Origin of the sequence: Rheinheimera tangshanensis, from assembly GCF_014645135.1 — a bacterium.
GTDB classification, from domain to species: Bacteria; Pseudomonadota; Gammaproteobacteria; order Enterobacterales; family Alteromonadaceae; genus Pararheinheimera; species Pararheinheimera tangshanensis.
Window position 1 is genome coordinate 1 of the sequence record NZ_BMLH01000001.1, and the last position, 13,226, is coordinate 13,226.

Consider the following 13,226-nt stretch of genomic DNA (forward strand, 5'->3'; position numbering starts at 1 on the left):
TAACTTGGGTTACACCTTCTTACTTGAAGCCGCAGCCGCGTTGACTGCGCGCTCTCACCCCGGTCACATAGTGGCCTATGCTCCCGGGGACTCGTTTACTTGTCGCCTTGCTGCAACTCCAATTAATTTGGGTTACACCTTCTTACCTGAAGCCTACATTGAGGCCTGATATTTTTGTTGTCCTGCTACCCAGGTTTGTTGCACTTTGGTTTGCCATAATGTTTCCGGGGCTACTTTGAAAATATCGCGGTCAATCAAAATAAAATCAGCCCACATGCCAGGGGTTAACGAGCCCATGCTTTGATCCTGAAATGCGCCATAAGCCGCATCCACTGTAAAGGCTTTTAACGCCTGAGTTAAGGTCAGACGCTGCTCTGGCAACCAGCCACCTACAGGTTGATTTTGCTGATCCTGCCGTGTCACAGCGGCATGAATACCGTAAAAAGGGTTCGCCAGTTCCACCGGATAATCTGAGCCTGCAACTATGCGACTGCCCTGATCAACAAAAGTCTTCCAGGCGTAAGCGCCACGTAAACGGGCTATACCTAAGCGATCGGCAGCCATATTTTTATCTGAAGTGGCGTGGGTTGGCTGCATCGCGGGCAGAATATGCAGCTCTGCAAAACGTGGAATATCTTTAGGTGAAACAATCTGTGCATGCTCGATTCGGTGACGGCCTTGCTGCAGCTGTTCTTTGCTTGCCAGTTGTTCGAATCTGTCCAGCACCAGTCGGTTGGTTAAATCACCTATCGCATGCACGTTGGTCTGAAAACCTGCGTCCAGTGTCAGCTTCATCACTGCTGTTAACTTATCTGGTTGGGTGACAAATAAACCTTTTTGGCCAGGCTGGTCAGAATAAGGTTCTATTAAAGCTGCACCCCGGCTGCCCAGAGCGCCGTCGCTATAAATTTTCACTGAACGGGCAACAAAAATGTCGTCTTTATCCAGCATAGGACCAGCTTTTAACCAGTCGGCTAAATTCGGATCCGTAGCCGATAACATGGCATAAATACGCAGCGGCAGTTTGTTGTCTTTACGCAGTTGCTGATAACTTTGCAGGTTCGCCTGATCCACACCTGCATCGTGAGTCGAGGTTATACCTAAAGCCAATAAGTGCTCAAAAGCGGCATCTAATGCAGCTAAACGTTCGGCTTCAGATTGCTGTGGAATTTGCTTTTCCAGCAATAACATAGCGTTATCTATTAGAACACCTGTTGGATTACCTTCAGCGTCCCGGATAATTTCACCACCAGGCGGGTCTATAGTTTCTTTGGTGATGCCTGCTAATTGCAAGGCTTTGCTGTTGGCCCAACCTGCATGACTATCAACGCGCGTCAACCAAACGGGTTTATCTTTAATACTTTCATCGAGCAGGGTTTTGCCCGGAAACTGCTGGGTGGGCCAGAGCACCTGATTCCAGCCTCCGCCTAAAATCCATTGCGATTGTGGGTGAGCTTTGGCAAAAGCAGCCACTTGCGCCACAGCCTGAGCTTCACTGCTGCTGGCGCGTAAATCGACTCTATTCAAATTTTGGCCTAAACCCAGCACATGACCATGGCCGTCGATCAGACCCGGTAATAAAGTCTGACCTTTACCATCTATTTGTTCCGCCTTGCTATAGGCCGCGACTGCGCTTTTATCGCCACGAGCCAGCACTTTGCCTGACTGGTTATCAAATGCAAAATGGCTGAATTGGGCAATATTGCCTTTGTCATCAAAGCCGTAGCCCTGAATATTGTGTAGCACTACGGGGGCGGCTGATAAAGAGCCGCTGGCGATAAATAACAGACTAAAGAGTGAAGGAGTAAAAAAACGCATAACAGAATTTCCTGGTTGGTCCGTCGCCGGACCTGCCGGGCTAACGGTATTTTTTCTTAGCTTTTTGCTGACGGACTTTTTCCCGTTCGGCTTTTTCAGCAGCTCTGACGGCTTCCTCTAACTTAGCATTGTGCAATTCCTCTGTCACCATGTCTGGCGTTTCCAGACTGACAGGGCCAAACAGACCAGCACGAAGTTCAGTAATTAAAATCGAGCCTGCTTTTTGTAAGTCAACCACACCACCTTTACGCATACAGCCACGGCGTTCACCTAAGGCATCCAGCAAGGCCACATCATTTTCTGGCTGTTCTTTTAACTGATAACGCGCCATGACTTGTTGCGGATAAGCTTTAAGCAAATAATCTGCAGCAAAAATTGCGATATCGGCATAGTCAAAAGCCGTGTCTTTGATAGCTCCTGTCACTGCCAGACGATAACCACAGCTGGCTGGACTTAACTTGGGCCATAAAAAACCTGGGGTGTCAGTCAGGATCACATTGTTGTCCAGCTTGATGCGTTGCTGCACTTTGGTCACACCCGCTTCATTACCGGTTTTGGCAATAGTACGACCAGCTAATGTATTGATGATGGTCGATTTTCCAACGTTAGGAATACCCATAATCATGGCGCGGGCGCCGCGTATATCTAAATTCCGATCGGGTAACATCTGGTTGCAAAGCTGCAACAAAGCCTTGATTTGTTCAGGGTTTTGCTGACTAATAGGAATGGCTTTAATGCCTTTTTCTTGTTCAAAGCGTTCAACCCACAACGCAGTCACTGCAGGGTCTGCTAAGTCCGCTTTGTTCAGCACTTTAATGACTGGTGTGTCACCGCGCAGTTCTGGCACCAAAGGATTTTCACTGGAAAAAGGAATGCGGGCGTCCAGCATTTCGATAATGATATCGACCTGCGGCATAACCTCGGCAATTTCTTTACGGGCCTTGTGCATATGGCCTGGGAACCAGTTGATTGACATACAAACTCTCTTGGGTTAGCCGCTTTGCGGTTGGAACAGGAAATAATTCAATATTTTACGCTGTTATCAGGCCGGGCAGGAACTTTTTTAAGCCTTAAACCTCCGATTAGCAGCTTTTTGCGTAGAAGTATCCTGAATAGTATAAATCGGAGTCACAGGGAATGATGAAGTTGAAGTATCTTGCTGCGTTGGTTGCCGTTGTCGCTATCAGTATAAAACCATTAATGGCGTCAGAATTTAAGCAAGTCCGGGTACAACTGGAACATCCGGCTAATGGTGATAGCTTATTTATTCCGGGCGCTAAAGCGCTAGTGCAATCAGGTCATTCTTCCGATAGCCGCTGGCTTAGTTGGATTGACTTAACGACCAACAGCGCCAGACAGGTACCTCTGCCAACACAAGCCCAGTTTTTTCATAAAGCCCAGCTCAAAGGTCAACTAAATGAGCAACTCGTGGTGTTGGGGACTGAGGGTATCAGCGGATTTAACTCACAAGACAACAGTTGGCGACGTTTATTGAATACCGAATCCTTGTATCGCACTGTAGATAGCAAAAGATTGCTGAAACTGGACTTTGTTTACGACTTTAACAACGACACTTTATCCGATTTTATAGTGCCTGACTTTAATGCTCATCATGTCTACATGCAGCAACAGGACGGTAGTTTTACTAAGTTTTCTCTGGCAGTGGATGCGAAGTCGCGTTTATTTGATGAAAACCCGGATTACAGTATCCGTAAAGCGCGCTTTCTGGATTGGAATGCAGATGGACTTACTGATATTGCCTTTGCAATAGATGATAGCCTGCTGCTGTATCTGCAAACGGAGACGGGTTTTGCTACCGAGGTTCAGACTATCCAGCTTGGATTGGGTTTAACTCCAGATGCGCTAGCTGAGGTTCGAGGTGGAGATGGCCGCAGTTTTAAAGGCTTATCCATCAACAGATTGTATGATGTAAAAGATTTAAATAACGACAGTGTCGCTGACATCATAGTGCGTCAGGAGCAGTTTGCCGACGCAGTGGAGCAAAGTTACAGCTACCGTATTCATTACGGCAGTATTGATCAGGGCCAGTTGCAGTTTAAGGCCGAGCCAGATGCGCGGATCAATACCAAAGGCATTCAGTCTGAACCTGAATTTACTGATTTAAATAATGACAAGAAACTGGATTTTTCCACCCCTGCTGCTGAATTTGGTATTGGTACTTTGGTGCGGGCTTTACTGGCTGGCACTGCCACTATGGAACTACAATTTTTCCCTCAGCTACAAAGCGGCAAATTCCCTGATAAACCAGTGTACCGGCAAGATGCTACAGCTCAGGTCAGTATTGGCAATGCACAGGTCAATTTACCTGTACTGAAAGTATTAGTGTCAGAGCAGACTCCCGCTTTACTGCTGATTGGGGATGAGGATCATCTGAAGTTGTATCAAAGCGCCAAAGAAAAACTATTCAGCAGCAAAAGTATCAGATTAAAACAGGCGATACCGCTGAACGGTATGCTGGCATCTACAGCAGATTTAGACCAAAACGGCAAAATGGATTTAATTTTGCCTTTTACCCATTTAGATCAGGAAGCCGTGAGAAACCAGCTGCATTTTATCCTACAACAATAATTGAAAACGGGGTCAGAACACATTAGTTACGCATAACCAATGTGTTCTGACCCTATTTTTATGGCCTGAGCCAGAGGTTCATTTGAGGATAACCTGCCTCGGTGCCGGCAGGTTTACACATACCATACCAGCTCAACATGGGGTGGCCAAAACCGCTGTTTGCCGTAAAGGCTTCGATATACGAATCCGAACCGCCTTTATAGCCAGCCGGATGAAACAAAAACTGCGGTGGTAAATTTAGATGCACTAAAGCTGCCCAGGACCAGGCAATGGCCGCCATTTCTTCGGCTGGTCCCTGATTGGCAGATTCATTGACATTGTCATTTAACAGATGCCGGCTTGCTTCCGGCATCACTGCTATATGCCCGGCTTCATGCAATAAATCCCCCGGATAACTCAGTTGCTCAGGGTCAATCAGCAAGGTACCGTTTTTGATCAGAACACCGGGTAAAAAGCCGGAAGCAGGCAAAGGTTGCAGTTGATAGCTAATACCAATGCCATTGAAAAAATCCAGCACCTGTTCTAACTCATTCATGTTATCCATACCTTTGCTGCAAATTAAGGGATGCCTTTTTGGCGAAAGGAATTTTCCGGCCAGAGCTTTCTTTGTTCCTTTTTTCTGTTAGTCTGAATTTTATAGAGGAAAACCAGTGATTTAGCTATGAGTATTTGTCATTTTTCTTTGCTTGGATACGCGGGGAATTACCAGCAAATCCAACAGGAACTGCCGCAGCTGCAAGCGCAGCCATGGACAGAGCACGTCAACAGGCGGGATTATCAGGGCGAATGGGACGTGCTGCCACTGCGTTGTGCTGCTGAGCATCAAGATGCCCATAGTATTTTGCAAAGTTTTACCCACACTGACGCTGAGCATTGGGTGGATTTACCGGTGCTTGAACTGGCTCCAGCCTTGAAACACTTTCTTGCCTCCTGGCCTTGCCCGGTCAAAGCAGCCCGTTTAATGCGGCTACAGCCACAGGCTGTGATCAAACCTCACCGCGATCACGGGCTGTGCCTGGAGCAGGGCGAAGCCCGTTTGCATTTGTGTCTGCAGTCCAATCCGCTGCTGCATTTTTATGTCGCAGGGCAAAGAGTGCCTATGCAGGAAGGGCAAATCTGGTACATCAATGCGGATCAAACGCATAGTGTCGAAAACCTGGGGGCCAACAGCAGAATTAATCTGGTGCTGGATTGTGTCGTGACCCCTTGGCTGAAGGAGCAGGTTTATGCAAGTGCAACACATTAAACAACGTTTTAACTGCGCCGATCTGGAACGTTTTGGCCGGGCTTTGTTGGATTGCCCGTCCTCAGGTTTATCCAAACAGCTGGTGGACCCGGTATTGCATCAGTTATGTGAGCTGATCGACCTTGAATTACATCCGGAATTTTTTACTGATCCAGACGCAACAGCAACAGCTTATGGCAAGGCGGTTTCGCCTACTACTGCCGCTCAATGTGCGGAAGATGCTGAGCGTGGCAGGGTTTTCACTCAGGGACTGTATCAGGCTATTTGTGATCAGCTCCAGTTGACGCCCACTCAGCCTGTGCGTTTATTGTATGCAGGCACAGGGCCTTTAGGCTGGTTGTTATTACCTTTGCTACCTCTGTTTACTGCACAGCAGTTGCAGGTCACAGCTTTGGACATCCATCAGTGGTCATTACAAAGTCTGAAACGTCTGACTGGCCATTTTGGTGTATCGGATCGGATCTGCGACTGGGTTTGTGCCGATGCCACTGCATGGCAACCTAAGGTGGAACAATACTTTGATTTGATCCTGTCAGAGACGATGAAACATCTGCTGCAACAAGAGCCTCAGGTGCAGGTGTTTCGGCACTTGCAGCAATTTTTAGCACTACAAGGCCAGCTGATCCCACAACAAATTAAACTGGATGCGTATCTGGAGTGGACTGAACAACAGCAGAAAAAACAGCAGTGGCTTGGGCCCTTATTTACGCTGGATTTAGCCTTATGCCACACTTTAGCTTCTGGCGATGAGTCGGCTTTTTATGGCGAGCTGTTATTGCCTGAGTTTGAAGCCGGGCCTGTGGATCTGAAGTTAACCACAGAAGTGCAGGTGTACCGGCAGCATTGGCTTAAAGAGCAACAGTCGCAACTCACTTTACCCCGTTATAAACAGCGGCTGATGCTGCAGCCCGCTTCCGTTGTGCGCTTTGAGTATCAGCAGTTAGGCGAACCGGATTTTGATTTTCAGTACACCGAGTTATGGCCAGATTTATGCGACAGTGAGGATACCAGTTGTGCTGGTTTATTCCATGCCAAAAGGTTGTGGCAAAAAACTGTACTTAAACGCTATAAAAAGCTGCAGGCCGATGTGACGGATGAGTGGGTACTGGATAAAGCTCTGCTGGATTTATCCGGTATTGGCCTGGAACCGGGTATTCAGGCCTTGCATCGCAGTAACAGATTAAGTGACTTTATTGCCTTTTTAACGCCTTATCTGCAGCAACTGGATATCCATGCACTGAATCAGCAATTAAGGGACTTAAAACAACAGTCCAACGGACCTGTGCCACAGGTGCTGAATGCTGAACAGCTGGAATTCTGGCAACGGGAAGGTTATCTGGTGGTCCCCGCTGTATTAAGCGCTGAGCAATGCCGGCAAAGCCGTGAGGTGATTTGGCAGTATTTACAGGCCGATCCAAATCAGCCAGACAGCTGGTATCAGAAAACCGACAAAATGCAGAAAATTATGTTGCAACTGTTTCACCATCCTGTGCTGGATGCCAATCGCGAGGTGCCGCTGATCCGGCAGATATTCCAGCAGCTTTGGCAGCGCACTGACCTGGTAATGACCACAGACAGAGTCAGTTTTAACCCGCCGGAAACAGCGTTTTGGTCTTTCCCCGGCCCTGATATGCATTGGGATGTCGAACTGATAACGCCTATCCCTTATGCCACCCAAGGGCTGATTTATTTAACAGACACTGAAGCGCAACAAGGAGCTTTTAGTTGTGTGCCAGGTTTTCATCTGAAGATTGATGACTGGATCAAAGACTCAGGCAAATCTGCCATGGAGTTGCAACAGCAAAACTGGGCCGACTGGCCGGTCAAAGCCATAGCAGCCAAAGCGGGCGATTTAATTATCTGGCATCAGGCTTTGCCTCATGGCGCCAGTCGTAACCTGCATCATTTGCCGCGTATGGTGCATTACATCAATATGTACCCGGCAAAAGTCTGATGGAAAAAGCACAGCTGTATCATCAGTTATTGCACCATGAAGAGCAGTTGCGCTCTTTGTGGGGTTGTGAAGGACTGGAGCAATTTGTCAGCCTGATGGCGGAGTTTTTACACTGGCCTGAGCTGGATTTTCAGCAATTGCTGGTGTTTTTACGCGAGCAGAACCAGCAGCCGCTGCAGCCGGATCTGGAGTTATTCAGCCGGTGCTGGTTTCCTTATGCCTACAAAAGGGCAGGGCAACAGCTGTTATGGATCCCAGCCTTTCAAAAACCTGAACAGCCATTTTTAGAAGATGATCTGGTGATCTGGCGGCAAAGTTTATTAGCACAATTGATCCGGCCTGTGACCTCACTGCAGCCATTATTGTCGCAATTGCAGAGCCTGCCCGTGGTGCAGCCAGAATTGCTGATTTTCCATTGGTCCAGGTGTGGTTCCACTTTGGTGTCGGGCTGCTTGATGCTGGAACCGGAGCTGAAAGTGTTGTCAGAATCTATGTTGATCAGCGATGTGCTGCAGGACCCTGAACTGAGTGCTTATCAGGCGCTGTGTTTGGATTTGCTGGTGCGGTTGCAGGGCAGGTTCAGGCATCAGGAGCAACAGCTGGTGATCAAATGCAATGCCTGGGATTTGCAGCACTGGCGGTTATGGATTGCGGTGTTTCCACAGAGCAAATTACTGGGTTTGGTTCGCCAACCTGAAGCTATTCTGGCTTCCCATCAGCGTGTATCGGGCCGACATATGGTGCGGCAACAACCAGAGCTTTGGTCCGGCATACAACAAGGGCTGAGCTTGTTGGAATACAGAGTTGAAGTGGTCCGGCGGATGGCGGATTTTATGCTGCAATTACAACAGGAAAAGCCAGTGCTGGTGCTGGATTATCGGCAACTGGTACAAACCACTGCGGCTGAGCTTGCAACACTGCTGGGCATTTCACTGGATCAACAGCAGGCTCAGCACTGGCAAAAACGCCGGACTATGGATGCCAAGGCAAGGCAGACTGTCTTTGTTGCCACCACACAAAACCCGGCAACGCAGTTCACATCAGAACAACAACAGCTTATCCGCCTGCGACTGGAGAACAGCTATGAGCTTTTATCAGGCCAGGGGCTGGCATAACCCAGATGCTTTGCCAACTGAGCGATCTCGTCAAACTGACAGAGCCGCGGAAATTCTAATGGCTGTGATTGCATAGCTAAACCAAATTGATCCACCTTCTGTTGTGCAGGCCAGTAGTTGGCGGTGGGTGTATCTAAAAAAGTGGCCAGTTGCTGCTGGCTTTTGGCTGAAAACAACTCACTAAAACTCAGACTCAGCCAGTCGGCTTCAGGCCAGTGTTGTTGATAACGCAAAGCCTGATGCTGAACTTCAGCCCAGTACCATAAGTTTTTTTCCGCCGGGTTTAATTCAGACCAAAGCGCTTTATGTTGCAGCAGTAAATCCTGCTCATCTGAGGGCAGATACAAATTTTTGATTGGCAAATGGGGCAAAAAAGGCGGAACAAAGGCATTGAGCTTTAATAAAGAATGCACAGCCTGCAGCGGGTCACGATGAATATGTACCACTTTTATCTGTTTCAAATGTTGTCTAAACCAATCCAAATGTCGCCAGCACGGAAAACCTGTTTCAATGTAGGTGTAACCCTGAGCTATTTGTTGCTGGATAAAGTCCAAATGTGCATTCAGCAGTTCGGCATTATGCGCCAACGGTGCTGACGGGCTGTTCAGATCCGGCCTGTACTGAAAATGCAGAGGCTCATGCCGCACGACAAAAGTGTCAGACCACAGCTGCAAAGTTTCAGCCAGCCATTGGGTGCCACAACGTCCGGTGGACAGAACAAAATATGCAGTCATTAGGTGTCCCTTGCATGGTTTTGCCTGGTCAGTACAGGCTGGTAATTTGAAATACGCTTGGTTATGCTGAGCCAAAATATAATATAAAACAAGGATATGCTATGCAAAAGCTGCAATTACCCGATGGCTTATCAGTGCGTCCAGCCAATGGCAAAGACAAGGTGTTTCTCGAAGCCTTGTACCAATCCACCCGGGACGATTTGGGGCTGATGGATGTATCCGCAGAGCAAAAAGCTGAGCTGATGGAAATGCAATTCAGAGCTCAGACACAAGGCTACGGTGAGGCGTACCCGAATGCGATGTATTTTATTATCGAAAAACATCTCGAAGCCATAGGCAAAGCCACGCTGGACTTTGGTCCAAACGAAGTGCGGCTGATTGATTTAGCTTTAATACCGCAGGCCAGAGGCAAAGGTTTAGGGGCTGCAGTAGTACAGGCCTTTCAGCAGGCTGCAGCTGCAGTGGCTGTGCCTATGACCTTAACTGTGTTACAGGAAAATACCCTAGCCAAAGTTTTGTATCAGCGGCTTGGCTTTGTCACAACAGCGGTGCAACAGCCTTACGAGCTGATGATCTGGTATCCGCCTGCCTTACAAAAAATCATTATTTGAGTGTTAACTCTAAGATGTAGTGTGAGATTTTTAAATTAACTTATTAAAATCTATAGTTTTTAGTGGCTTTTATTTGCTTACTTTTCTAAGCTGATTTGGCGCTACTAAAGGGTCATAGTATTTAGGAACTAGAATGCATCAATTTAACTTCGATACATTAACTGCCTTACTGAACCAGCAAATCCAGTTAAAGGATGGTAGTAACAATGTGGTTCAGCTCAATGTAGACAAGGTTTCGTTACCCCGCTTTGCAACCGAAGACTATGAAGCTTTTTCGGTTGACCTGAGCAGTGCAGCAGAAGTGCATTGTCCCAGTGGTAATTATCTGTTTAGCCACCCGTCTTTTGGCGAAGTGCAGCTGTTTATGTCGCCTTATGCAGCAGATAAGTATCAAATTGTGGTATCGCGCAAAAAGAACTGACACGCACAAGGTGAGCCGCGTTTTGCACCTGATTTTGCCGTGTTTCCTCTAACCTTAGGAGAACAATAATTATGTCCATGCCTTATATAGGTGAAGTCAGAATGTTCGCCATCCCCTTTGCCCCACGGCATTGGACTGACTGCTCAGGTCAGCAGGTGGCGATTAATCAAAATCAGGCCCTCTTTGCATTATTAGGTACTGTGTTTGGTGGCAACGGCACTACAACCTTCGGATTGCCGGATTATCGCGGTAGAACGCCTTTAGGTATAGGCACAGACCCTGGTTCAGGTCTTACCTACAACTCAGGTCAAACTGGTGGCCTGGAGAATGTGACGCTAATCACTTCCCAGTTGCCGCAGCATAACCATCTTTTTTTTGCACAGAATGACACTGGTACTTTAGCCAACCCAAATCCGCCAGCCGGCTCTAATATCTGTGCCAAACCTGATTCTGGTTTTTATTATGTGGCCCCGGACAGTAATCTGACGACTTTGGCTGCTGATGTTTTGTCTGAAACGGGTGGTAGTCAACCACACAGTAATTTGCAACCCAGTTTAGTGTTGCGTTTTTCCATTGCCCTGCAGGGCGTATTCCCATCCCGTAATTAAGGAGAGCCAAATTATGTCAGCACCTTTTATGGGTGAAGTTCGTGTCTTCGCAGGCACCTTTGCACCAAGAGACTGGGCCTTTTGCAATGGTCAAAGTCTGGCCATTTCCCAGTACGACGCACTCTATGCACTGTTAGGCACAACCTATGGTGGCGATGGCGTGAATACCTTTAATGCACCAGATGCCAGAGGTCGTATCCCTGTAGGTCAGGGTACTGGTCCGGGTTTAACCGCCAGAGTGCAGGGCCAAATGTATGGCACTGAAACTGTGACTTTGTTGGGCACGCAAATTCCTGCCCATACCCACACAGTAGCTGTATCTAATACCGAAGCTAATCTGAATACCCCTTCAGGCCAGCTGATTGGTCAGGGCTATCATTATTTTGCTCCGGCAACACCAGTACAGCGAACTGGGCAGCTGTTACCTAACGCAATAGGGAATACTGGCGGCAGTCAGCCGCATGAAAATATGATGCCTTTTTTAGCCATGAGTTTTATTTTATGTTTACAGGGTATTTTCCCTTCACGTAACTAAGGAGATGCGTTATGTCAGAACCATTTGTGGGGGAAATCCGGCAGTTTCCTTATAGTTTTGCACCACACAACTTTGCTTACTGTGCTGGTCAGTTAATGCCTATTCAACAAAATACCGCATTGTTTTCGTTATTAGGTGTGAATTATGGCGGCAATGGCACCAGTAATTTTGGTTTACCCAATTTGCAAGGCCGCGCCATGATGCATCAGGGCAATGGGCCAGGTTTAACCCCCCGTGCTATAGGGGAGTCCGATGGGGCCGCCACTGTCAGCTTAATTCAGGCCGAGATCCCTGCTCATAACCATCTGATGACAGTAAAAATTGGCGCTCCAGTTAATATTGCAGTAACTGGCACTGGTGGATACCTGACTGTGTCAGAGCAATCTGATGGTACAACCAGGCAAAATGCCTACAGCAACCTGACTAATCAGTTAGTGCCTTTAGCGCCGACTATGCTTAGTCTTTCAGGCAGCAGTGCGGCGCATGAAAACCGCCAGCCTTTTTTGGTGATCCCATTTTGTATTGCATTATTTGGTATGTTCCCGTCCCGTAACTAGAGCACATACTGAGCTCTTCAGCTGCAGTAAGCTGATATTTTTATCAACTTACTGCAGCTTTTTAATTGTGTCAGTATGTTTTTTAAGCATTTTTCCATTATTTTCATTTAGGACTGGCGCCTAGTACCTGTTGTGATTACAATTTAGGCAAAATGAATTGGGGCTGAACTTGCTTTGGCTCACAGAAGTACAACAGGGATTTGCAGTGGCGCGTTTTCATTTTATTTCCGGTTTGCCGCGTTCAGGCTCTACTTTATTAGCTGGTATACTCCGGCAGAATCCTGCTTTTTGGGCCGCTATGTCCAGCCCAGTCGCTGGGCTGGTCAATGGTGCCTTAGAGCAAATGGGTGCCAATACCGAGTCACACAGCTTTTTTGATGAAGCAAAAAAGAAGCGCATTTGTCGCGCTATATTCGACGCTTACTACGCCGATTTACCCCAGCCGATTATTTTTGATACCAACAGACACTGGACAGCCCGGCTGCACCAGATGGTCGAGTTATTTGATGACTTTAAAGTGATTTGCTGCGTGCGTAACCCAGCCTGGATTATGGATAGCTTTGAAGTCATTTACCGCAAAAACCCTTTTGACTACAGCCGGATGTTTAACCCTGCGTCCCGCCAGACGGTGTACAGCCGTTGTGATGCTTTAGCTCAGGTGGGTGGCTCTATGGGTTCAGCCTGGACCGCATTAAAAGAAGCCTATTATGGCGAGTTTTCTGACCGGTTGTTGCTGGTGGATTACGATATTTTAACCCGCCACCCGGAGCGTACTCTGGAGCTGATTTATCAGTTTATTGGTGAGCCCACCTTTGTGCATAACTTCAGCCAGGTGGACTACGAAGAGAATGAGTTTGATCAAAAACTTGGGGTAAAAGGCCTGCATGCAGTGAAAAAGCAGGTGGAGTTTAAAAGTCGGCGCAGCATTTTGCCGCCGGATTTATTTGTAAAGTACCAGGAGATGGATTTTTGGCAGGACGCTACGGGAACTGCTGCAGCCATCATCGCTAATAAAAAGTCGTCAGCTGCGCTTTAAGG

Annotated in this window: 14 protein-coding genes; 10 read left to right on the forward strand and 4 right to left on the reverse strand. The window is 47.6% G+C overall.

Features of this window, described 5'->3' with window-relative positions; genetic code table 11:
- Positions 1 to 153: 153 nt before the first annotated feature.
- Positions 154 to 1,818 carry an amidohydrolase gene (locus IEW88_RS00005; protein ID WP_147905399.1) on the reverse strand — a complete coding sequence of 555 codons (1,665 nt, stop codon included), beginning with the start codon at positions 1,816 to 1,818 and terminating at the stop codon, positions 154 to 156.
- Between the two features lie 40 nt (positions 1,819 to 1,858).
- Positions 1,859 to 2,794: a ribosome biogenesis GTPase YlqF gene (gene ylqF / locus IEW88_RS00010; protein WP_053422678.1), complete on the reverse strand. Its 936-nt coding sequence runs from the start codon at positions 2,792 to 2,794 to the stop codon at positions 1,859 to 1,861.
- A 161-nt stretch (positions 2,795 to 2,955) separates the two neighbouring features.
- Between ylqF and IEW88_RS00015 the strand changes: the two genes are divergently transcribed.
- The gene (locus tag IEW88_RS00015) at positions 2,956 to 4,407 is read left to right on the forward strand and encodes an FG-GAP repeat domain-containing protein (protein WP_147905400.1); all 1,452 of its coding nucleotides are present in this window, start codon (positions 2,956 to 2,958) and stop codon (positions 4,405 to 4,407) included.
- Between the two features lie 58 nt (positions 4,408 to 4,465).
- Here the strand turns inward: IEW88_RS00015 and IEW88_RS00020 are convergent, their stop codons facing one another.
- Positions 4,466 to 4,942: a hypothetical protein gene (locus tag IEW88_RS00020; RefSeq protein WP_147905401.1), complete on the reverse strand. Its 477-nt coding sequence runs from the start codon at positions 4,940 to 4,942 to the stop codon at positions 4,466 to 4,468.
- A gap of 126 nt (positions 4,943 to 5,068) precedes the next feature.
- On the opposite strand from IEW88_RS00020, the gene IEW88_RS00025 reads away from it, so the two are divergent.
- The 3 genes from IEW88_RS00025 to IEW88_RS00035 are packed head-to-tail and all read left to right on the forward strand — an operon-like array spanning position 5,069 to position 8,722.
- Positions 5,069 to 5,653 (forward strand): aspartyl/asparaginyl beta-hydroxylase domain-containing protein, encoded by a 585-nt coding sequence (locus IEW88_RS00025; protein WP_147905402.1) that lies wholly within the window; start codon positions 5,069 to 5,071, stop codon positions 5,651 to 5,653.
- A complete protein-coding gene (locus IEW88_RS00030) occupies positions 5,634 to 7,607 on the forward strand; it encodes a phytanoyl-CoA dioxygenase family protein (protein ID WP_147905403.1) in 1,974 nt (657 codons plus the stop codon). The genes IEW88_RS00025 and IEW88_RS00030 overlap by 20 nt, the downstream gene beginning before the upstream one ends.
- Positions 7,607 to 8,722: a hypothetical protein gene (locus tag IEW88_RS00035; protein ID WP_147905404.1), complete on the forward strand. Its 1,116-nt coding sequence runs from the start codon at positions 7,607 to 7,609 to the stop codon at positions 8,720 to 8,722. Before IEW88_RS00030 ends, IEW88_RS00035 begins: the two co-directional genes overlap by 1 nt.
- Here the strand turns inward: IEW88_RS00035 and IEW88_RS00040 are convergent.
- Complete coding sequence (locus tag IEW88_RS00040) at positions 8,689 to 9,456, reverse strand: hypothetical protein (RefSeq protein WP_147905405.1); 768 nt, start codon at positions 9,454 to 9,456, stop codon at positions 8,689 to 8,691. The two genes, IEW88_RS00035 and IEW88_RS00040, sit on opposite strands and share 34 nt — an antisense overlap.
- A gap of 101 nt (positions 9,457 to 9,557) precedes the next feature.
- On the opposite strand from IEW88_RS00040, the gene IEW88_RS00045 reads away from it, so the two are divergent.
- From IEW88_RS00045 to IEW88_RS00070, 6 genes are all read left to right on the forward strand, one after another.
- Positions 9,558 to 10,067, forward strand: coding sequence for a GNAT family N-acetyltransferase (locus IEW88_RS00045; protein ID WP_147905406.1), 510 nt, complete (start codon positions 9,558 to 9,560; stop codon positions 10,065 to 10,067).
- A gap of 133 nt (positions 10,068 to 10,200) precedes the next feature.
- Positions 10,201 to 10,488, forward strand: coding sequence for a DUF6916 family protein (locus tag IEW88_RS00050; protein WP_147905407.1), 288 nt, complete (start codon positions 10,201 to 10,203; stop codon positions 10,486 to 10,488).
- Between the two features lie 71 nt (positions 10,489 to 10,559).
- Positions 10,560 to 11,096, forward strand: a complete 537-nt coding sequence (locus IEW88_RS00055) for a phage tail protein (protein WP_147905408.1) — start codon at positions 10,560 to 10,562, stop codon at positions 11,094 to 11,096.
- 13 nt (positions 11,097 to 11,109) lie between these two features.
- Positions 11,110 to 11,631, forward strand: coding sequence for a phage tail protein (locus IEW88_RS00060; protein ID WP_147905409.1), 522 nt, complete (start codon positions 11,110 to 11,112; stop codon positions 11,629 to 11,631).
- Between the two features lie 11 nt (positions 11,632 to 11,642).
- Positions 11,643 to 12,188 carry a phage tail protein gene (locus tag IEW88_RS00065; RefSeq protein ID WP_147905410.1) on the forward strand — a complete coding sequence of 182 codons (546 nt, stop codon included), beginning with the start codon at positions 11,643 to 11,645 and terminating at the stop codon, positions 12,186 to 12,188.
- Between the two features lie 169 nt (positions 12,189 to 12,357).
- Entirely contained in the window at positions 12,358 to 13,224 is an 867-nt protein-coding gene (locus IEW88_RS00070) for a sulfotransferase family protein (protein WP_221411462.1), read from the forward strand.
- The last annotated feature ends 2 nt before the right edge of the window (positions 13,225 to 13,226 follow it).